The organism is Streptomyces sp. NPDC057445, from assembly GCF_042802855.1.
In the GTDB taxonomy this organism is placed as follows: Bacteria; Actinomycetota; Actinomycetes; order Streptomycetales; family Streptomycetaceae; genus Streptomyces.
The window spans coordinates 718757-739428 of record NZ_JBHVDH010000001.1; the positions used below are offsets into that span (position 1 = coordinate 718757).

Below are 20672 nucleotides of genomic sequence, written 5' to 3' on the forward strand. Positions count from 1 at the left end.
TTCCGGGGTATTGACGGGCAACTGACGGTCCGCTTACCGTCCTGCCACCGAATAGGAAACTTTCCTAACAGTGCCAAGGGCAGGTGCGTCATGGCCGGTACCACCCCGGGAACCCCGCGCGTGCTCCGCGCCATGAACGACCGCGCGGCGCTCGATCTGCTGCTCGAACACGGGCCGCTGTCGCGGACCCGGATCGGCAAGCTGACCGGCCTCTCCAAGCCCACCGCCTCCCAGCTGCTGGCGCGGCTGGAGGCCGCGGGCCTGGTCGTCGCCACCGGGACGACCGAGGGCCGGCCGGGTCCGAACGCACAGCTGTACGCCGTCAACGCGCGAGCCGCTTTCGCCGCAGGGCTCGATGTGACCCCGCGGCGTATCCGCGCCGCCGTCGCCGACCTCACCGGCGCGACGGCGGGCGAGTCCGTCGTGAGAACCCCGGGGCGGCGTGCCGACAGTGTCGTACGCCAGGTCACCGAGGCCCTCGACGGAGCCGTGAAAGCCGCCGGAATCACCCGCGCCGATGTGCACCGGCTCGTCATCGGGACTCCGGGCGCCTTCGACCCCTCGACCGGGAGGCTGCGATACGCCTCCCATCTGCCCGGCTGGCACTCCCCCACCCTGCTCGACGAGCTGGCCGCGGTGCTGCCGATGCCGGTCGAGTACGAGAACGACGTCAATCTGGTCGCCGTGGCCGAACAGCGGCTCGGCGCGGGCCGCGGCCACGACGACTTCGTCCTCCTGTGGAACGAGGAGGGGCTGGGCGCCGCCCTCGTCATGGGCGGACGGCTGCACCGCGGCTTCACCGGCGGCGCCGGCGAGGTCGGCTTTCTGCCGGTGCCCGGTACTCCGCTGGTGCGGCAGGTCTCCAAGGCAGGCAGTGGCGGCTTCCAGGAGCTGGCCGGCGCGCAGACGGTGCCCCGGCTCGCCCGGGACCTCGGCATCGAGGACATCGGGCACGGGCCGCACGCGGAGGTCGCGAGCGAGCTGCTCGCGCGGGCCGCGGCGGACGCCGGGCGCACAGCGGCGTACCGCGGTCTGCTCGACTCGGTCGGGACCGGCCTGGCCACCGGTCTCGCCTCCATGATCGCCGTGCTCGACCCCGAGCTCGTCGTTCTCTCCGGCGGGCTGATCCTCGCCGGGGGCGAGCCGCTGCGCGAACGCGTCCAGGCGGAGCTCGCCGAACTGGCCGCGTCGCGCCCCCGTCTCGTGATCGGCGACGTACAGGAACATCCCGTGCTCCGCGGGGCGCTGGAGAGCGCCCTGACGGCCACCCGGGACGAGGTCTTCGACACCTCGCGCTGAGCCCCCGCACCTCCCGAGGAACCCCCTTCTGCCCCGGACCCGCCACAGGGAGAGACCGCCATGCCCTCAATCCGCCGGAAGACCGCCGTCGCGCTGGCAGCGACCGCCTCCACAGCCCTGCTCGCGACCGCCTGCACGGGGTCGAACGGCGCAGCCGCGAACGACGACCCGAAGGCGCGGACCACGCTCACCTTCTGGCACGGCTGGAGCGCACCGAGCGAGGTCAGGGCGATCGAGGAGAACATCAAGGCCTTCGAGGCCGCGCACACCAACATCAAGGTGAAGGTCGTCAAGGGCATCACGGACGACAAGCTCAATCAGGCACTGAGGACCGGCGGTTCGAACGCTCCGGACGTGGTGTCGTCCTTCACCACGGACAACGTGGGGCGGTTCTGCTCCTCCAAGGCGCTCACCGATCTGAAGCCGTTCCTGGAGAAGTCGAAGATAGACCCCGGGAAGACCTTCCTGCCGCAGATGGCCAGGTACACCGAGCACGACGGCACCCGGTGCACCGTGCCTCTGCTCGGGGACGCGTACGGCCTGTACTACAACAAGGACGCCTTCGAGGAGGCCGGGATCAAGGCCCCGCCCAAGACCCTCTCGGAGTTCGACGCGGCCGTGAAGAAGCTCACCAAGGCCAAGGGGGACGGCTTCGAGCGGCTGGGCTTCATGCCGCTCTACCAGGGTTACGAGACCACCGTCGAGCACTACGGGGGCCAGTTCGGTCTCACGTACGTCGACGGGAACGGCAGGTCCGCCACCGCGTCGGACCCTGCGGTCAGGTCACTGTTCACCTGGCAGAAGAAGCTGGTGGATGACTTGGGCGGATATCAGAAGCTGAACAGGTTCCGCACCGGTCTCGGTGACGAGTGGGGCCCGAAGCACCCGTTCCACACCGGTCAGGTCGCCATGCAGATGGACGGCGAGTGGCGCGGCAAGATGGCCTCGGACGCGAAGCTGGCCTTCAGGATCGGCGCCGCGCCGTTCCCGGTGCCGGACGACCAGGTGGCCGACTACGGCAAGGGTTATCTGTCCGGCACGGTCCTGGGCATCGCGAGCAACAGCCCGAAGAAGAACGCCGCGTGGGAGCTGGTGAAGTACCTCTCCACCGACACCGACGCGGTCGTCTCCTTCGCGAACGCCATCCACAACGTGCCGTCGACCGTCGACGCGCTGAAGTCGCCGAAGCTGGACGACGACCCGCTGTACCGCACGTTCGTGAACATCGCCCAGCACCCGAAGAGCTCGCACGCCCCTTCTTCCGTCAACGGCGGAGCCTTCCTGCTCACCCTCCAGGACAACGCTCTGGTGTACGAGAAGGGCGCGGAGAAGGACCTGGACGCGCTCCTGAAGAAGAACGACGCCCAGGTCGACAAGGACAACGAGCAGGCCCGCTGACATGGCCACCGCTCCCCTCTCAGCGGCAACGAGGGCGAAGGCCGGCCGTGGCGCCCTGGCCGCCAAGCGCCGGAGGTCGGCGCTTCGCACCCTCGGTTTCCTCTCGCCCTGGCTGGTCGGGTTCGGCGTGTTCTTCGCCTATCCGCTGGTCTCGACCGTCTACTTCTCCTTCATGGAGTACGACGGGTTCACCAAGCCCACCTGGGTGGGCCTGAAGAACTGGGCGTACGTCTTCCAGGACAACCCGTTCTTCTGGCCGTCGCTGCGCAACACGCTGTGGCTCGTGCTGGTGATGGTGACGCTGCGCGTCGTGTTCGGACTCGGGATCGGGCTGCTGATCACCAAGGTCAGGACAGGGGCGGGGCTCTTCCGCACCCTGTTCTACCTGCCATATCTGGCGCCGCCGGTCGCGGCGACGATGTCGTTCGTCTTCCTGCTGAACCCGGGCACGGGTCCGGCCAACACGATTCTGGGCGGGCTCGGACTCGGTGAGCCCGACTGGTTCAACGACCCGGACTGGTCGAAGCCTTCACTCACCCTGCTCGCGCTGTGGTGCGTGGGCGATCTCATGGTCGTCTTCATGGCGTCGCTGCTGGACGTACCGAAGGAGCAGTACGAGGCGGCCGAACTCGACGGCGCGAACGCCTGGCAGCGCTTGCGCCATGTGACGCTGCCCCATATCTCGCCGATCGTGCTGTTCGCGGTGGTCACCGGAGTGATCGCCACGATGCAGTACTACACCGAGCCGCTGGTCGCCGCGAAGGTGGCCAGTGGAGTGATCGGCGGTTCCGGCCAGCACTTCGAGCCCGGTTATCCCGACAAGTCGACGCTGACCGTTCCTCAGGTCGTCTACAACCTGGGCTTCCAGCGTTTCGACACCGGGGCGGCGAGCGTGGTGGCGCTGGTGCTGTTCGCGCTGGCCATGGCGTTCACCGTGTTCCTGATGCGCCGGCGCAGCGGCTTCATGGCGGCGGAGGACTGAACGACGATGACCCGGACGACACTCTCCTCCTCCCGCGGGACCGGGGCCCCGGCGTCCGCCGTGACGGGCGGCACCGCTGCCCGCCGGGCGGCGCGGCGCAGAGCCGCCCTGCAGTGGGTCGCGGTCCACTCACTGGCGATCGCGGCGGCCCTGTTCTTCCTGCTGCCCTTCGTGTTCGTGTTCCTGACCGCGGTGATGAGCGACGACCAGGCACTCACCCGCGATCTGTGGCCGCACACCTGGGAGTGGGGCAACTTCGCCACCGTGTGGAACACCCCCGGCTTCCTCACCTGGTGGCGCAACACCCTGCTGTACGCGGGGCTCGGCACCGTGCTGGCCGTGGCGAGCAGCCTCCCTGTGGCGTACGCGCTCGCGAAGTTCCGCTTCCGCGGGCGGAACCTGATGATGATGCTGGTGATCGCGGCGATGATGCTGCCGCCACAGGTGGTCATCGTGCCCATGTATCTGTTCTGGGCCAAGCAGCTGGATCTGGCCGGCACGCTCTGGCCACTGATCATTCCGTTCGCGTTCGGCAACGCGTTCACGATCTTCCTGATGCGCCAGTTCCTGCTGACGATCCCCCGCGAGTACACAGAGGCCGCGAGGATCGACGGCTGCGGCGAACTGCGCACGATGGTCCGGGTCGTGCTGCCGATGGCCAGGCCGGCCATCGCCGCGTCCGCGCTGTTCCACTTCTTCTACTGCTGGAACGACTACTTCGGGCCGCAGATCTACGCCTCCGAGAACCCCGCGGCGTGGACGCTGTCCTACGGCCTGGAGTCCTTCAAGGGGGCCCATCAGACGGACTGGAACCTGACGATGGCAGCGACTGTGATGATCATGGCCCCGGTGATCGTCGTGTTCTTCTTCGCGCAAAAGGCCTTCATCGAGGGCGTGACACTGACCGGAGTGAAGGGCTGACACCATGCTGCACTCGATCGGGGGACAACCCCCGAACCCCCGGCCGGCAAAGATCGCAGTCGTGGGTGGCGGATCCACCTACACACCTGAACTGATCGACGGCTTCGCCCGGTTGAGGGACACCCTCCCGGTCGGTGAACTCGTCCTCGTCGACCCGGCGGCCGACCGGCTGGAGCTGATCGGCGGACTCGCCCGGCGGATCTTCGCCAGGCAGGGACATCCTGGGGTCGTCACCACCACCGGCGACCTGGACGCGGGCGTGGCCGACGCCGACGCCGTACTGCTGCAGCTGCGCGTCGGTGGTCAGGCCGCACGCCTTCAGGACGAGACATGGCCGCTGGAGTGCGGCTGCGTCGGCCAGGAGACGACGGGCGCGGGCGGCCTCGCCAAGGCCCTGCGCACGGTTCCGGTGGTGCTTGACATCGCCGAACGGGTGCGGCGCACCAGCCCGGATGCCTGGATCATCGACTTCACCAACCCGGTGGGCATCGTGACCCGGGCACTGCTCCAGGCCGGTCACAAGGCCGTCGGACTGTGCAACGTGGCGATCGGCCTCCAGCGGAAGTTCGCGGGGCTGCTGGGTGTGGGGCCCGCCGATGTGCATCTGGACCATGTGGGGCTCAACCACCTCACCTGGGAGACCGGTGTGCGCCTCGGTGGCCCCGAGGGCGAGAACGTCCTGCCCAAGCTGCTCGCCGTGCACGGCGACGCCATCGCCGAGGACCTGCGCCTGCCGCGCCCGGTCATCGACCGGCTCGGCGTGGTGCCCTCGTACTATCTGCGCTACTTCTACGCGCACGACGAGGTCGTACGGGAGGCGCGTACCAAGCCTTCGCGCGCCGCGGAGGTGGCCGCGATGGAGCAGCAGCTGCTGCGGATGTACGGCGATCCCGCACTCGACGAGAAGCCCGCGCTGCTGGGCAGACGCGGCGGGGCGTTCTACTCGGAGGCGGCGGTCGATCTGGCCGCCTCGCTGCTCGGCGGGGGAGGCAGCCCGTACCAGGTCGTGAACACGTACAACAACGGCACGCTGCCGTTCCTGCCGGACGACGCCGTGATCGAGGTGCAGGCGGCCGTCGGCACGACGGGCGCCACCCCCCTGCCCGTCCCCGAACCCGACCCGCTGTACCGCGGGTTGATCGCCCAGGTCACCGCGTACGAGGAACTGGCTCTGGAGGCGGCGCGGCACGGCGGTCGTGACCGCGTCTTCAAGGCGCTCCTCTCCCATCCTCTGATCGGCCAGTACGCGTACGCGGAGGCGCTTACGGAGCGGCTGATCGCACACAACCGGGAGCACCTCGCGTGGGCATGACCGCCGCAGTCCTCGCCATCGACGCGGGAAACAGCAAGACCGACGTGGCTCTGGTCGCCTCGGACGGGTCGGTGCTCGGTACCGGCCGCGGCGGCGGCTTCCAGCCGCCGCGCACCGGCATCGACGCCGCCTTCGAGGCGCTGGCCACGACGGTCGCCGAGGCGCTGGCGGACGCCGGTGCCCGGGGCCCGGCCGTCGACGGCGTCGACCACGTGTCGGCCTGCCTCGCCAACGCCGATCTCCCCGTCGAGGAGGAGGTGCTCGCGGCCGCGCTGCGGGGGCGCGACTGGGGCCGTACGGCGCAGGTGCGCAACGACACCTTCGCCGTCCTGCGGGCGGGCGTCGAGGAGCGCCGGGGCGTTGCCGTCGTGTGCGGTGCGGGCATCAACTGCGTGGGCATGCTGCCGGACGGCCGCACCGCGCGCTTCCCCGCGATCGGCAGGATCTCCGGGGACTGGGGCGGCGGTGCGGGTCTCGCCGAGGAGGCTCTGTGGTTCGCGGCCCGGGCCGAGGACGGGCGCGGCGAGCCGACGGAGCTGGCGCGCGCCCTGCCCGCGCACTTCGGTCTCGACTCGATGTACGCGCTGATCGAGGCACTGCATCTGGGCCGTGTCCCCGCGGCGCGCAAGCACGAGCTCACCCCGGTGCTGTTCGCCACCGGTGCGGCGGGCGATCCGGTGGCCGGGGCGATCGTCGACCGGCTCGCGGACGAGGTGGTCGCCATGTCCACGGTCGCGCTGGGCCGGCTCGGGCTGCTGGACGAGCCGGCGCCCGTGGTGCTGGGCGGAAGCGTCCTGGCCGCCCGTCACCCCCGTCTCGACGCCCGGATCGCCGAACTGCTGACGGTCAGGGCACCGAAGGTGACCGTGTCCGTGGTGACGGCCCCGCCGGTACTGGGGGCGGCGCTGCTGGGCCTGGACGAGGTCGGCGCACCGGCGCGGTCACGGGCACGGCTACGGGAGCACTACGAAGGCTGAGGCGCGTGCCCTGCCCTGCCCTGCCCTTCGGACCGGGAGGTGCGGACGTATCCGGCGCCGCTCCCCGGGAGTTCGCGACCCCGGGAGGGGAACCGATCCGGCCCGGGCGGCGTATTCAAGGTGGGGGCTTGGGTAGGGGGCAGTACTGGCGGCATTGACGAGGACCGACGGGATAGCTCAAGATCCAGTGAATCCTGGGTGTGGAATTGCGCCCCTGCGGCCATACTGCTGGCCGGGCTGCCGTCCCCCGGCCTGTGGGGCGCGGGACGCCGTCAGTGACCGAGGGGGAGGTCAAGGTGACACACACGCCGAGCGCGGGGCCGCCCGCGCCGCCGGTGCCGAAGGGCGTGCCCGTCCCCGCGCCGGGGCACACCGGGTCGCCGCCGGTGCCGGGTTCGCTGCCGTCGGGAGACCGGTCCGCGCCGCCTCCGGGCACGCCCCCGCGTCGCAGCGCCTGGTCGGAGACCACGGCGCGGCTGCGTGCGGCGGCGACGACGGAGCCGGGCAAGCTGCGGATCATCGGTGCCGTACTGGCCGCGCTCGTCGTGGCGTTCGGCGCCGTTACCGCCTTCGAGATCGCCGACCGTGCTTCCGCCGCCGATGACGTGGTCGGCCGAAGCCAGCCGCTGAGCGCCGACGCCGCGAGCATCTACCGCTCGCTCGCCGACGCCGACACGGCCGCGGCGAGCGGCTTCCTGGCCGGTGCGCAGGAGCCCGCCGAGGTGCGGGAGCGGTATCGCAAGGACATCGCCAACGCGTCCCGGCTGCTGGTCAAGGCCGCGGCCAACACGGACGGCTCGAGCGAGTCGGGCCACTACATCGCCGCGCTCAACGAGCAGCTCCCCCGCTACACCGGCCTGGTGGAGCGGGCCCGCGCCAACAACCGGCTGGGCCTGCCCCTCGGCGGCGCCTATCTGCGGTACGCGAACCAGCAGATGACATCCGAACTGCTGCCCGCCGCCCAGAAGCTGTACGAGGCTGAGACGTCGCGGCTCGACGGGGACCATGACGACGCCCGGCTCTGGCCCCTGCTGTCACTGGTGGTCGGCGTGGCGGCGCTGGGCGGTCTGTTCGTGGCACAGCGCCGCAACTACCGGCGCACGAACCGGGTGTTCAACCACGGGCTGCTGGCGGCCACCGCCGCCTCCACGGTGGTGCTGCTGTGGCTGGCCGTCGGGCACACCGTCGCCAGGGCCGAGCTCGACAATGCACGGGCGCACGGTCAGGAGTCGCTGAAGGTCCTCAACGACGCCCGTATCAACAGCCTGAAGGCCCGGGCCAACGAGAACCTGACCCTGGTCGCACGGGGCGCCGTGCTCACGGCGGACGGCAAGAGCGACAAGTACGAGACCGACTACAAGGCGGGCATGGACCGGCTCAGCACCGCCCTCGGCCGTGCCGAGAGCCTCGCCGACGACGGCGCGGGCCTCGACCCGGTCACGGCCGCCGCCGGCGCGGTCTCCGAGTGGCGGACCCGCCACAAGTCGGCCGGCGACACCGACAAAGCCGGCGACTACGAGGGCGCCCTGGCGAAGGTGATCGGCGGCGAGGATTCCACGGGCCAGTCCTTCGACCGTGTGGACACGGCCCTCGAGCAGGCACTCGCCCATGAACAGGCCGAGTTCACCCGGTCCGCCGAGGACGGCCGGGGGGCGCTGACGGGGCTGCCCGTCGGCGCTGCGGTGCTGGCGGTGCTCGGCGCTGTGGGCGCGGTCGTGGGCATAGGGCGCAGGCTTTCGGAGTACCGGTGAGAGGGCGAGAGATGAGGGACGGGGTGTCCGGCTCAGGCCCGGGCGTGACGCCGCACGCGGGCCCGGCCGCCCGGCCGCTTGCCCGGCCGGTACGCAGGCTCCGCGGCTGGGGCGGTGTTGCCGGGATGGTGGCTGCCTGCGCGCTGACCGCGTCGCTGACCCTGCTGCCCCTCGCACACGGCGGCCCCCCTTCCTCGTCCCCGGACGTAGCAGGGGCGGTGTCCTCCGTCAGTGTCCCCGCGAAGGCCGACGGGTGCACCAGCCCGGAGGCCTCCCTGCGGCCTTCCGGCGCCGGCGGACCCGCGATCGCCGAGATCAAGCGGCGCGGCAGGCTGATCGTCGGTGTCGACCAGAACAGCTACCGCTGGGGATACCGGACGGCGGACGGAAAGCTGGAAGGGTTCGACATCGATCTCGCCCGGGCCATCGCCGATGACATCCTCGGCAGTCCCGACGACATCATCTTCCGTGCCATCCCGACCAATCAGCGCATCGCGGCGCTGAACAACGGCACGGTCGACCTCGTCGTCCGGACGATGACCATCAACTGCGCCCGGATCAAGCAGGTCGCCTTCTCCACGGCGTACTTCCAGACGGGGCAGCAGGTGCTCGCCCCCCGGGAGTCCCCGATCACCGGCTACGACAAGTCACTGGCGGGCCGCAGGGTCTGTTCCGCCGAGGGTTCCACGGCCTACGAGGCACTGGTCAAGAACTCGTACGGCGCGGTCTTCAAGGACGAGGACGACGGCGGGCCGGGTGACAAGGACCGGCTGACCGTGTCCAACCAACTGGACTGTCTGGTGCGGCTCCAGCTCGGCGAGGTCGACGCGGTCGTGACGGACGCCGCCCTCGCGGCGGGCCAGGCTGCTCAGGATCCAGCCGTCGAACTGAAAGGCGGAAAGCCCTTCACCACCGAGTACTACGGCGTGGCCGCCAAACTGGGCAAGGACGACCTCGTCAGGCGGGTCAACAAGGTGCTCGACGGCTACCGCGGGGGCCCCTGGATGACGGCGTACACCAAGTGGCTGCAGGCGGACCTCCCCGGGATACCCGGCCCGCCGACGCCGAAGTACCGGGACAATTGAGTCGGCCGGGACGCACGGCGCGGCGGCGCACGGCAGTTGATCCGATGAACACGAGCGGAGAGGTGATCGATGGACGTCGCGTACCCCTCCCCCGGCCGACCGGGGGGAGCCCCAGGTCCGGTGATGGACCGGGACGAGGTGGACCGTGCGTTGGCGCGGCTCGGCGAGGAGCACGAAGCCGTCGAGACCTCGCTCCTGGCCCTGCAGGACCACGCGGGCCGCAGGCTGCTCGAGGGCGCCGAGCTGACGGGGGTCACCAAGGACCGCTGGGCCTCCACCGACCAGGCGATCACCCTGCTGTGGGGGTACTTCGACGCGTACACCTCCGCGCTGGCGGCCGCGCGCGAGGTACGGGCGCGGCGGCGTTGGCCGAACCGGGACGACCTGGTGGCGCTGACCGACCGGCTCCGTGGACAGAGCGTCACCGTCGCGAGCTCCGCGGCAGCGCCGTCCACGATCACCGGCCCGGCCAGGCTCTCCGAGCGGTTCACGCTGGAGGAGCTGGTACGTCGGATGAACCAGCTCTACGCGCGCTCGCTGGACATGGTGGTGGCCGCGGACGCGGTCTGGTCCGCGCTGCCCGCCCGGATCGATCTGCTGTCCGCGGAGCTGCAGCGCACGCGCTCGCTCGCGTACTCGGTCGGGGTCCGGCCGGGCGAGCATCCGGCGGGGGACGACCTGGAGTCGATCACGCATGAGCTGACCGCCCTGCGCGCACAGGTGGTGTCCGATCCGCTGGCCTTCTGGGCGCCCGCGCCGGCCAGTTCGGCGCCCGGCGGAGGCCGCCCCGACACCGACCGCTACGACCGGGCGGCCCGCGCCCTGGAGGACGTGCGCCGGGAGATCGAGGCGGTCCTGGCGGTGCGCCAGGACTCGGAGGAACGGCTGATCCGGCTCCGGGACATACTCTCCCGCGCGGACCGCACCCTGACGGAAGCGCGGTCGGCGCGCGGCGAGGTGCTGGCGAAGATCGCCGCGTCGGAGGTGCCCGCGGTCAGCGGCCCCCCGACAGTCCTGCAGGAGCGGCTCGCCACGGCCTCCGAGTACCGTCGGCACGCCCAGTGGCACCGGTTGTCGCCGTTGCTGGAGTCCCTGGAGCGGGCGGCCGAGGACGAACTGATGCGTGCGCGTGAGTCGCTGACGGCGGTGACGGCTCCGCTCGCGGTCCGCGCCGAGCTGCGCGGCCGCCTCGACGCGTACCGGGCGAAGGTCGCCCGCCATGGAATGGCGGAGGACCCGCTGCTCATCGAGCGGTACGACGCGGCCCGCCGGATGCTGTGGAGCGCGCCCTGCGACCTGCGCGCCGCCGAGCAGGCGGTGCTGCGCTATCAGCAGGCCACGGCGGAGGTCCTGATCCCCCGGCAGTCGGGCCCCGTCGATCGCAGGGGGCCGTCATGAACGACCCGCGGGGGGCTTCCGGCCTCCGGACGGCAACGATGCCCGCACATCCGCCGAGCGGGCGGAGAAGCGAGCAAAGGACACCCGCGAGCGACGCACGCGAGGCCTCCGGGCCGCACACGGCAACGATGACCGCACATCCGCCGAGCGGGCGGAGAAGCGAGCGAAAGACAACCGCGAGGGCCGTCGTGCGGACGGGGACGGAGGGGGAATCGTGAGTGCCATGACGAAATGCGTGCGCCCCGGCTGCGGTGGCTCGTACGAGGACTTCGGCGGCGGCGAGCTGTACTGCGACACCTGCGGACTCGCACCGGAGAGCGCGCAGAGCGGCACGCCGTCCTCCGCGGCTTCCTCCTCCGCCTCCACCGCGTCCCCCTCACCCACGGCGGCCGGCGCAAGCGGGACGGTTCCGACCTGTCAGCGCCCGGGCTGCGAAGGCTCGTACGACGACGTCGGCGGCGGCGAGCTGTACTGCGACACCTGCGGACTCGCACCGGAGAGCGCGCAGAGCGGCACGCCGTCCTCCGCGGCTTCCTCCCCCGCCTCCACCGCGTCCCCCTCACCCACGGCGGCCGGCGCGGGCGGGACGGTACCGACCTGTCAGCGCCCGGGCTGCGAGGGCTCGTACGAGGACTTCGGTGGCGGCGAGCTGTACTGCGACACCTGCGGACTGGCGCCCGTCGTCCCGGTCGGCGGCGCGGTGTCGTCCCCTCCCACCGGGATCGCGCGCGGCGGGGCCGAGGGCGGCAACAGCAGCTCGGCCCGTAGCAGTTCGCGCGCGTCCGCCCGGTCGTCGTCCCGGTCCTCACGGTCCTCGCGCTCCTCGACGTCCCGGCGGTCGGTGTCGGGCCGGCTGTCGCGTTCGCTGTCCGGCCGCAGCACCGGCCGCTCGGTGTCCGTCCGCAGCTCCGGCTCGACGGCGTCCGCGTCAGGGCGCAACCGGCTGGGCGCGGGTCTGGTCGCCGTGCCGGACGTGCCGCGTCCCGACCCGCGCTCTGCGGTGATGGAGAACCCCGAGGTTCCCGAGCGGAAGCGATTCTGCAGCCGCAGCGACTGCGGGGCGCCGGTCGGGCGTGCGCGCGGCGACCGGCCAGGACGTACGGAAGGCTTCTGCACCAAGTGCGGCCACCCGTACTCGTTCGTGCCGAAGCTGGGCAGCGGCGACATCGTGCACGGGCAGTACGAAGTGATCGGCTGCCTCGCGCACGGCGGTCTCGGCTGGGTGTATCTCGCCGTCGACCGCGCGGTCTCCGACCGCTGGGTGGTCCTCAAGGGTCTGCTCGACACCGGTGACCAGGACGCCATGGCGGCGGCGATCTCGGAGCGCCGTTTCCTCGCGGAGATCGAGCACTCCAACATCGTCCGCATCTACAACTTCGTCGAGCATCTCGACCAGCGGACGGGTTCGCTGGACGGGTACATCGTCATGGAGTACGTCGGCGGCAAGTCCCTGAAGGAGATCGCGAACGAACGGCGCGCCGCCGACGGAAAGCGCGATCCGCTGCCGGTGGAGCAGGCCTGCGCGTACGGGATCGAGGCCCTGGAGGCACTCGGTCATCTGCACAGCCGCAATCTGCTGTACTGCGACTTCAAGGTCGACAACGCCATCCAGACCGAGGACCAGCTCAAGCTCATCGACATGGGCGCGGTACGGCGGATGGACGACGACGAGTCGGCGATCTACGGCACCGTCGGGTACCAGGCGCCGGAGGTCGCGGAGCTCGGCCCGTCGGTCGCCTCCGACCTCTACACGGTCGCGCGCACGCTGGCGGTGCTGACGTTCGACTTCCAGGGCTACACGAATGTGTTCGTCGACTCCCTCCCCGACCCGGACAACATCGAGGTCTTCCGGCGGTACGAGTCGTTCTACCGGCTGCTCGTGCGCGCGACCGATCCGGATCCGGCGCGCCGGTTCGCCTCCGCGCAGGAGATGGCGGACCAGCTGACGGGTGTCCTGCGGGAGGTCGTGGCGCTGCAGACGGGTCGGCCGCGTCCGGCCCTGTCGACCTTGTTCGGTACCGAACTGCGGGTGACCGATTCGGAGTTGTTCGCCGAGATGGACGGCGATGTGTCGCTGCTGGGGGCGCGGGCCGCGGTCCGCAAGGGTGCCTTCCGCCTCGGCCGTGGAGCGTCTGCGGGCACGGGGACCGGTGCCCCTGCCGGCACGGGCGCGGGGACGTACGGCACAGGGTCCGCGGGCGGCGGCCCAGCCGTCACCGCCTTCGCCTACGCGCCGACGCAGGCATCGGTTCCGGCACCCCGCACCGAGATGCCGGTACCCCTGACAACCGCGGCGCCGGGGGCACCTCGGCTCGCCGGGCTCGACGCCCGGGCAACCGCGCTCGCGCTGCCGGTGCCCCGGGTCGACCCGAACGACCCGAACGCCGGATTCCTCGCCGGTCTCATGGCCTCGGCGCCCGCCGAACTGATCGCCGCGCTGCACGGCGCGTCCGCGAGCTCCGTCGAGCTGAGACTGCGTGAGCTGCGCGCCCGCCTCGAGATGGGCGAACTCACCTCCGCGACAGCCTCGCTCGAGGAGCTGGAGTCCCGGCACCCCGACGACTGGCGGGTCGTGTGGTACCGGGGCGTCGCCTCCCTCGCGGCCGGTGACAACGAGACCGCCGCGCTGTCGTTCGACGCCATCTACGACGCCTTCCCGGGCGAGGCCGCGCCGAAGCTCGCGCTCGGTGTCTGCGCCGAGGTGCTGGGCCAGCTGGACAACGCGGCCGAGTACTACCGCCTGGTGTGGACGACGGACCCGGGCTATGTGAGCGCGGCGTTCGGTCTGGCCCGGGTCCAGCTCGCGGCGGGAGACCGCGCCGGGGCGGTCCGGACGCTGGAGTCCGTGCCAGAGGCGTCGATCCACTACACGGCCGCCAGGGTCGCCGCCGTCCGAGCGAGACTGCGCAAGCGCGCCGCGCACGACCCGCTGATGGACGACCTGACGGCCGCCGCCGAGCAGGTCAAGGCGCTCGACGGATTCGGCCTGGACGCGGTGCGCCGGGAGCGGTTGTCCACAGAGGTGCTGGGCACCGCCCTGGACTGGGTACTCTCCGGTAGTCCCGGGGCCCGGCCCGCCGCGACAGTCCTGCTCGGCAGCGAACTGGACGAGCGCGGACTGCGCTTCGGTCTTGAACGCTCGTTCCGGGTGCTCGCCCGGCTCGCCCAGAACGGCGAGGAGCGCATCGAACTGGTGGAGCGGGCCAACCGTTTCCGCCCCCGGACGTGGGTGTGAGTGATGGACCGGATGCATCAGCTTGCCGCGTGCCCCAGCTGCGAGGAGCCCCTGGAGTCGGCCGACCTGTTCTGCGGTGCGTGCGGGTACGACCTCTCCGCCGTACCCGAGCCGCCGCAGGACCGTCCCACGGTCGCCGTCGGCCGCCCGGTGGAATGGCCGGAGGCCGACGAGGCCGACAGCTCAGGAACTCCGGCACCCGTCCAGCAGCCGGGTGAGCTGCCGGGCACGGACTCCGGCGGGCGTCCGCTGCCCGGGACACCGGTGCGTTTCGACGGCCCGGACGCGGCCGCCCCGGCTCCCGCTGCTTCTGCCGCACCGGCCGCGAACACCGTCCATGCCTCCGGCGACTTCGAGCTGGCCGCCCCCGACCCCCGGGCCGCCGCGGCGTCCCCGTCGCCACACGGCGCGGTTCCTCCTGCCGGCGACGCCAAGCTGTGCGTCGCCTGCCGGGCCGGCCATGTCGACACCGACGGCTACTGCGAGAACTGCGGTCATGCCCAGCCCCGCGAGCGCGACCACATGGAGCAGGAGCTCGGCGCGGTGGCCGCCGTCAGCGACAGGGGGCTGCGTCACCACCGCAACGAGGACTCGTTCGCGGTCTCCTCGACAGCTCTGCCCGACGGCTCCCCCGCCGTCATCGCGATCGTCTGCGACGGTGTCTCCTCCGCGACCCGTCCGGACGAGGCCTCCGCGGCCGCCGCCGGCGCGGCCAGTGAGTCGCTGCTGGAGTCCCTGCCCCGTGGCACTCACCCTCAGCAGGCGATGCACGAGGCGATCGTCGCCGCCGCCGAGGCGGTCAACTCGCTGGCGGCTGAGCCTGCCGGTGCCATGGAGCACGATCCGCACCGTCATCAGAACGCCCCGGCGTGCACCCTCGTGGGCGCCATCGCCGCGGCCGGTCTGCTGGTCGTGGGCTGGGTCGGCGACAGCCGGGCGTACTGGGTGCCGGACGATCGCAGCGGTCCGCCCGCCCGCCTCACCGAGGACGACTCGTGGGCGGCACAGATGGTGTCGTCGGGCCTGATGAACGAGGCCGAGGCGTACGCGGACGAGCGTGCCCACGCCATCACCGGCTGGCTCGGCGCCGACGCGTACGAGCTGGAGCCCCACACGGCCGCTTTCAAGCCGGACCGCCCCGGTGTGGTCCTGGTCTGCACGGACGGCCTGTGGAACTACGCCGAGGCCGCGGAGGAGATGGCGCAGGTCCTGCCGCAGGAGGCGGCGGGCCGCCCGCTGGACGCCGCCCGGGTGCTGGTCGGACACGCCCTCGACGGCGGTGGCCACGACAACGTAACAGTGGCCGTGCTCCCGTTCGCCGTACCGCAGCAAGGGGCAGGATCGGCCTGAACGAGGCCCTCGTCCGCTTCTCCGGTGCGGCAACCCCTTTGTCATGTCTGTCTGTTCAAGCGGAGCTCAAGGAGCCGGATCTGATGGCGAACTTCTCCAAGTCGAATGTGCCCCAGTTCTCCGTCGAGGTGTACCAGAACGAGTTCCTGCCGGAGGGCGGTCGCGAGGTGAACGCGATCGTCACGGTCACTTCGACCGGAGGCGGTACGAGCGGCGGCATCCCGCTCACCGGAGCGGCGGCCTCCCCTTCGTCCATACCCAACGGTTCCACGAACGCAGCCGTGGTGCTGATGGTCGACTGCTCGGGCTCGATGGACTATCCACCGACGAAGATGCGCAACGCGCGCGACGCCACCGCCGCGGCCATCGACACCCTGCGCGACGGCACGGCCTTCGCAGTGGTGAGCGGCACGCATGTGGCCAACGAGGTCTACCCGGGAGGAGGGCGCCTCGCGGTCGCCGATGCGACGACGCGGGCCCAGGCCAAGGAGGCACTGCGCAGGCTGGGCGCGGGCGGCGGCACCGCGATCGGGACCTGGCTGCGCCTGGCCGACCGGCTGCTGCACTCCGAGAGCACGGCGTCCCTCGGGAGCGGCGGCATCCGCCACGGCATCCTGCTCACCGACGGCCGCAACGAACACGAGTCGCCGGAGGATCTGCGCGCCGCGCTGGACGCCTGCGCGGGCCGCTTCACCTGTGACGCCCGCGGTGTCGGCACCGACTGGGAGGTCAAGGAGGTCACGGGCATCGCCTCGGCGCTCCTCGGCAGCGCCGACATCGTCGCCGACCCGTCGGGCCTGGCCGCCGACTTCACGCAGATGATGGAGAACGCGATGGGCAAGGAGGTCGCGGACGTGGCGCTGCGGCTGTGGACGCCCGTCGGTGTGGAGATCAGGTTCGTGAAGCAGGTGGCGCCGACGGTCGAGGAGCTGACCGGCCGCCGCTCGGAGGCCGGACCGCGCGCCGGGGACTACCCCACCGGCTCGTGGGGCGACGAGTCCCGCGACTACCACGTGTGCGTGCAGGTGCCCCAGGCGAGCGTCGGCCAGGAGATGCTCGCGGCCCGGGTCTCGCTGATCGTCCCCGACCCGGCGGGCGGTACCCCTCAGACCCTTTCACAGGGTCTGGTGCGGGCGGTGTGGACGGACGACATGGCGGCGTCGACGTCGATCAACCCGCAGGTCGCCCACTACACAGGGCAGGCCGAACTGGCACAAGTCATCCAGCAGGGGCTGGATGCACGCAAGTCGGGAGACATCGACGGCGCGACGGCGAAGCTCGGCCGTGCCGTGCAGCTGGCGGCGGCCTCGGGGAACGATGACACTGCGAAACTCCTTGCGAAGGTGGTGGATGTCGTCGACGAGGCGACCGGTACTGTGCGACTGAAGGCAAAGGTTGCGGAGGCGGACGAGATGACACTCGAAACGCGCTCCACCAAGACAGTTCGCGTCAAGAAGTAGCCCTGAAGCGAACGCGAAGCAGCAGGACGTGTCGGGCCCGGCCAAGGGCCTGACGAAGGAGAGGGGGAAGCGCCGACATGCCGACCTGCCCGAACGGACACCAGTCGGGTTCCGACGACTGGTGCGAGGTCTGCGGCCATCGCATGGCCGGGGCGGGGGCTCCGGCGGGCGCGGTACCGCCGCCTCCTCCCCCGCCGCCCGCGCCGGGATACGGCTACCCGGGCCCCGGCGACCCTGGCGCGACGGCCCAGGCGGAGCTCTGCCCGCAGTGCCGTACGCCGCGCGAGCCGATGGCGCCGTTCTGCGAGGAGTGCCGCTGGAACTTCCTCACCAACACGGCGACCTCGTACACACCTCTGGCACCCTCCGGCCGGCCCGGCCCTGGCGGACCGGGTCCTGGTGGACCGGGCGGACCTGGCGGTCCGGTGCCGGGGCTGAACCTTCCGCCCGGCTTCCAGGCGCAGCAGCAGCCTCCACGCCCGCCCGACCCGTACGAGTACCAGAGCTCGCGGCCCTCCCAGATGAACCGGCCCGCCGAGCCGCTGACCGGAGACCCGTCGGGGCCCGGCGGATTCCCGCAGTCCGGACCGCCCGCGCCGCCCCAGGGATACCAGCAGTCCGGACCGCCCGCGCCGCCCCAGGGATACCAGCAGTCAGAACCGCCCGCGCCTCCGCAGGCGTTCCAGCGGCCCGGCTTCCCGCAGGCCGTCCCCGCCCCGCCGCCGCAGCCGCAGCACCAGGGCGGCGAGGACGACTGGATGCTGCCGCCGCCCTCACAGGGACAGCCGCCCCATCCGTCCGGGCCCATGCACCAGCAGGGTCCGCCGCAGCCGCAGTACCAGACCCTCGGGAGCTGGACGGCGGTCATCGCGCCCGACCGTGAGTACTTCATGGCGATGATGCAGCGCAGCGGCCCGGAGGCCGCCGGGCTGAATCTGCCCGCGTACTCCCCGGAGCAGCAGCTTCCGCTCGCCGGGAACCAGGTCACCATCGGCCGCCGCCGGCACTCCACCGGCGAGTCGCCCGACATCGACCTCTCCGTCCCGCCGGAGGACCCGGGCGTCTCGCACCAGCACGCGGTCCTGGTCCAGCAGCCGGACGGCACCTGGGCGGTGGTCGACCAGAACTCCACCAACGGCACGACGGTCAACGGCTCCGAGGAGCCGATCCAGCCCTACGTCCCCGTCCCGCTGAACGACGGCGACCGGGTGCACGTCGGGGCCTGGACGACAATCACCATTCGCCGCGGCTGAGGACGTCACGGCAGAGCAGCGCCGCCTGCCCGGAGGACGGGCCTGCGACGTCGGGTTTGCTTGCGCTCGGGGCTCTCCCTGGCTTCGCCGGGGACCCCGGGCCGTACCCGAGGGGCTCCGGGGGGAGAGCGCAGGCGGCTGGGGCACCGTCCTGCCGGAGAACGGCAGAGGCCGTCCCGTACCGGACGTACGTGAACGAGCCCGACAACAACGCGGCGTGGCGGCACGGCCCCTCACTTCGCGAAGGGCCACGCGCACCTGAAGTGCCCCGGGGAGTGCGTTCGAGAGGTGCCTCCCGGGCGGAGCTCTCGGGCCGTCGCGGGCCAGGCGGGACCCAGCGGACACGGCCTTGGGCCTCGTGCCGCGACCAGGCCTTGGCGGTCGCGGCACCCACCTGCACCCACCTGCCCGGACACCACTCCTAGGGCCTCTCGTTCGGATCCTGCCGGGCTCGCGTGCCCTGGCACCGCACTGCGCGGCGTTGACGGAGTCGCCCGAGTACGCCCAGTACGAGGGCGATCTCCCCCAGCTACCGCTGGGAGGTGCCCCCACCGCCATGGGATGCACCGCACCGGACGCCGTGAGCTGCACGGCAAACCCTTCTCACAGCACTAGGCACGCAGGGGCCAGGCGTACGGGCCCTCGGGGTCGTCCAGCCAGGCCCACTGGTGTCCGTCGCCGACCGTGACCCCGAAGCGCTCCCGCTCGGGCCGCCGCTCGCGCTGCCAGAGGGACAGCGCTTCGTGCGGATCCAGACTCCCCGCGGTCAGGGCGAGCAGAAAGCCGAACAGTTCGCTGTCGGCGGTCCGGCGCGGCAGCCCGGCGGAATGCGGCACCGGTGGGCGGACGGCCGGCCGGCCCCCGCGGAGCGGGACGAAGTACGCGGGCGTGTGCAGAAAGTTCCCCTCGGCGTGATCCGCGTCACCCACCCGCAGCACGACCAGCCCGCCGGCGAGCGGCGCGAGGATTCCGGCGCCGGGCCTGCACTGCCTGAGCCAGGCCTGCGGCACGGACGGCAGGGCGCACGTCACGATGATCCGGTCGAAGGGTGCGCGCTGGGGGCAGCCGCGCGCGCCGTCGCCGCTGATCACGGTGGGGTGGTATCCGGCCGCCGCGAGATGGGCCCGCGCCGAGTCGGTGATCTCCGGGTCGAGTTCGACCGTCGTCACAAGCTCTTCGCCGAGCCGGTGGGACAGCAGCGCTGCGTTGTAGCCGGTTCCGGCGCCGATCTCCAGCACCCGGTGCCCGTCGCCGATCTCCAGCTCGTCCAGCATCCGGGCCATCAGCGACGGCTGACTGCTGGAGGAGACCAGTTCCCCGTCGCGTACACGGGTGGCGAGCGGCCCGTCCGCGTACGCACCCCTGAGCCAGCGTTCGCGCCGCACCGGGTCCGGGTCGCCCGACCACAGCCGTTCGTAGCCGGCGAAGGTGGAGACGAAGTAGTACGGCACGAACAGATGCCGCGGCACCTCCCCGAAGGCGGCCCGCCAGGCCGGATCGTCCAGCACTCCGGTCGCGGCGATGCGTCTCACCAGGGCCTGACGCACTTCGGCGGCAGGGCCCGCGAAGGGGTCCTCCACCGGGGGCATGTCACGCTGTGCGCCCATATACCCACTTTGCTGCGTCGCAGGGCCGCAGGCGAGTATCCGCCGGGCGCCGGGCCGTTCCGGACAGAGTCCCGGGGCCCGGGTCCTCGGTCGGCCCGTCTGAGACCATGGGGACGGTGCTGCACTCTCCCGGGTCCGGTCCCCGGACCCCGCAGGACACCCCGGGCCGGCCAGAGCGACATTTGTGAGGCTTATTCACGTGAACGAGATTCCGAGGGGCACACTCCAGGAGCAGACCTTCTACGAGCAGGTCGGCGGCGAGGAGACCTTCCGACGCCTGGTACGGCGCTTCTACGAGGGTGTCGCCGGGGACCCGCTGCTGCGCCCGATGTACCCCGAGGAGGACCTGGGCCCGGCCGAGGAGCGGCTCGCGCTCTTCCTGATGCAGTACTGGGGCGGTCCGCGCACCTACAGTGACGACCGCGGCCACCCACGGCTGCGCATGCGCCATGCACCGTTCACCGTCGACAGGGCCGCGCACGACGCATGGCTGAAGCACATGCGGGCGGCCGTGGACGAGCTGGGGCTCCCGGAGGAGCACGAGCGGCAGCTGTGGAAGTACCTCACCTACGCCGCCGCGTCCATGGTGAACGCCGAGGGCTGACCGCCACAGCCCGCGCGCGGCCGTTTCCGCCATCCGTCAC

General features: G+C 71.7%; 15 protein-coding genes. 14 read left to right on the forward strand and 1 reads right to left on the reverse strand.

Annotation, left to right across the window (positions count from 1 at the left end):
* Positions 1-90: 90 nt before the first annotated feature.
* The 13 genes from ACFU5O_RS03240 to ACFU5O_RS03300 all read left to right on the forward strand — a co-directional run bounded on the left by ACFU5O_RS03240 (position 91) and on the right by ACFU5O_RS03300 (position 18421).
* The gene (locus tag ACFU5O_RS03240; RefSeq protein WP_384235665.1) at positions 91-1299 is read left to right on the forward strand and encodes an ROK family protein; all 1209 of its coding nucleotides are present in this window, start codon (positions 91-93) and stop codon (positions 1297-1299) included.
* Positions 1300-1359: 60 nt separating this feature from the next.
* Positions 1360-2697 carry an ABC transporter substrate-binding protein gene (locus ACFU5O_RS03245; protein WP_384235667.1) on the forward strand — a complete coding sequence of 446 codons (1338 nt, stop codon included), beginning with the start codon at positions 1360-1362 and terminating at the stop codon, positions 2695-2697.
* Position 2698: 1 nt separating this feature from the next.
* Positions 2699-3679, forward strand: a complete 981-nt coding sequence (locus ACFU5O_RS03250; RefSeq protein WP_384235669.1) for a carbohydrate ABC transporter permease — start codon at positions 2699-2701, stop codon at positions 3677-3679.
* A gap of 6 nt (positions 3680-3685) precedes the next feature.
* Positions 3686-4600, forward strand: coding sequence for a carbohydrate ABC transporter permease (locus tag ACFU5O_RS03255; RefSeq protein ID WP_384235671.1), 915 nt, complete (start codon positions 3686-3688; stop codon positions 4598-4600).
* A 4-nt stretch (positions 4601-4604) separates the two neighbouring features.
* A complete protein-coding gene (locus ACFU5O_RS03260; protein WP_384235673.1) occupies positions 4605-5912 on the forward strand; it encodes a 6-phospho-beta-glucosidase in 1308 nt (435 codons plus the stop codon).
* Entirely contained in the window at positions 5909-6889 is a 981-nt protein-coding gene (locus ACFU5O_RS03265) for an N-acetylglucosamine kinase (RefSeq protein ID WP_384235675.1), read from the forward strand. Before ACFU5O_RS03260 ends, ACFU5O_RS03265 begins: the two co-directional genes overlap by 4 nt.
* 296 nt (positions 6890-7185) lie before the next feature.
* Positions 7186-8640 carry a hypothetical protein gene (locus ACFU5O_RS03270; RefSeq protein WP_384235677.1) on the forward strand — a complete coding sequence of 485 codons (1455 nt, stop codon included), beginning with the start codon at positions 7186-7188 and terminating at the stop codon, positions 8638-8640.
* 11 nt (positions 8641-8651) lie between these two features.
* Positions 8652-9725, forward strand: a complete 1074-nt coding sequence (locus tag ACFU5O_RS03275; protein WP_384235679.1) for a glutamate ABC transporter substrate-binding protein — start codon at positions 8652-8654, stop codon at positions 9723-9725.
* A 123-nt stretch (positions 9726-9848) separates the two neighbouring features.
* Entirely contained in the window at positions 9849-11123 is a 1275-nt protein-coding gene (locus tag ACFU5O_RS03280; RefSeq protein ID WP_384235681.1) for a hypothetical protein, read from the forward strand.
* A 223-nt stretch (positions 11124-11346) separates the two neighbouring features.
* The gene (locus ACFU5O_RS03285; RefSeq protein ID WP_384236399.1) at positions 11347-14358 is read left to right on the forward strand and encodes a tetratricopeptide repeat protein; all 3012 of its coding nucleotides are present in this window, start codon (positions 11347-11349) and stop codon (positions 14356-14358) included.
* A gap of 3 nt (positions 14359-14361) precedes the next feature.
* Complete coding sequence (locus tag ACFU5O_RS03290; RefSeq protein WP_384235682.1) at positions 14362-15708, forward strand: PP2C family protein-serine/threonine phosphatase; 1347 nt, start codon at positions 14362-14364, stop codon at positions 15706-15708.
* A gap of 83 nt (positions 15709-15791) precedes the next feature.
* On the forward strand, positions 15792-17168 hold the full coding sequence (locus ACFU5O_RS03295; RefSeq protein WP_384235683.1) for a VWA domain-containing protein: 1377 nt from the start codon (positions 15792-15794) through the stop codon (positions 17166-17168).
* Between the two features lie 77 nt (positions 17169-17245).
* A complete protein-coding gene (locus tag ACFU5O_RS03300; protein ID WP_384235684.1) occupies positions 17246-18421 on the forward strand; it encodes an FHA domain-containing protein in 1176 nt (391 codons plus the stop codon).
* Positions 18422-19032: 611 nt separating this feature from the next.
* Here the strand turns inward: ACFU5O_RS03300 and ACFU5O_RS03305 are convergent.
* Complete coding sequence (locus ACFU5O_RS03305) at positions 19033-20028, reverse strand: methyltransferase domain-containing protein (protein WP_384235686.1); 996 nt, start codon at positions 20026-20028, stop codon at positions 19033-19035.
* A gap of 199 nt (positions 20029-20227) precedes the next feature.
* Between ACFU5O_RS03305 and ACFU5O_RS03310 the strand changes: the two genes are divergently transcribed.
* Positions 20228-20632, forward strand: coding sequence for a globin (locus tag ACFU5O_RS03310; protein ID WP_384235688.1), 405 nt, complete (start codon positions 20228-20230; stop codon positions 20630-20632).
* Positions 20633-20672: the final 40 nt, after the last annotated feature.

Coding starts and splice junctions, on each gene's coding strand:
- ACFU5O_RS03240 (WP_384235665.1), top strand. CDS start 91: ATGGCCGGTACCACCCCGGGAACCCCGCGCGTGCTCCGCGCCATGAAC.
- ACFU5O_RS03245 (WP_384235667.1), top strand. CDS start 1,360: ATGCCCTCAATCCGCCGGAAGACCGCCGTCGCGCTGGCAGCGACCGCC.
- ACFU5O_RS03250 (WP_384235669.1), top strand. CDS start 2,699: ATGGCCACCGCTCCCCTCTCAGCGGCAACGAGGGCGAAGGCCGGCCGT.
- ACFU5O_RS03255 (WP_384235671.1), top strand. CDS start 3,686: ATGACCCGGACGACACTCTCCTCCTCCCGCGGGACCGGGGCCCCGGCG.
- ACFU5O_RS03260 (WP_384235673.1), top strand. CDS start 4,605: ATGCTGCACTCGATCGGGGGACAACCCCCGAACCCCCGGCCGGCAAAG.
- ACFU5O_RS03265 (WP_384235675.1), top strand. CDS start 5,909: ATGACCGCCGCAGTCCTCGCCATCGACGCGGGAAACAGCAAGACCGAC.
- ACFU5O_RS03275 (WP_384235679.1), top strand. CDS start 8,652: ATGAGGGACGGGGTGTCCGGCTCAGGCCCGGGCGTGACGCCGCACGCG.
- ACFU5O_RS03280 (WP_384235681.1), top strand. CDS start 9,849: ATGGACCGGGACGAGGTGGACCGTGCGTTGGCGCGGCTCGGCGAGGAG.
- ACFU5O_RS03285 (WP_384236399.1), top strand. CDS start 11,347: ATGACGAAATGCGTGCGCCCCGGCTGCGGTGGCTCGTACGAGGACTTC.
- ACFU5O_RS03290 (WP_384235682.1), top strand. CDS start 14,362: ATGGACCGGATGCATCAGCTTGCCGCGTGCCCCAGCTGCGAGGAGCCC.
- ACFU5O_RS03295 (WP_384235683.1), top strand. CDS start 15,792: ATGGCGAACTTCTCCAAGTCGAATGTGCCCCAGTTCTCCGTCGAGGTG.
- ACFU5O_RS03300 (WP_384235684.1), top strand. CDS start 17,246: ATGCCGACCTGCCCGAACGGACACCAGTCGGGTTCCGACGACTGGTGC.
- ACFU5O_RS03305 (WP_384235686.1), bottom strand. CDS start 20,028: ATGGGCGCACAGCGTGACATGCCCCCGGTGGAGGACCCCTTCGCGGGC.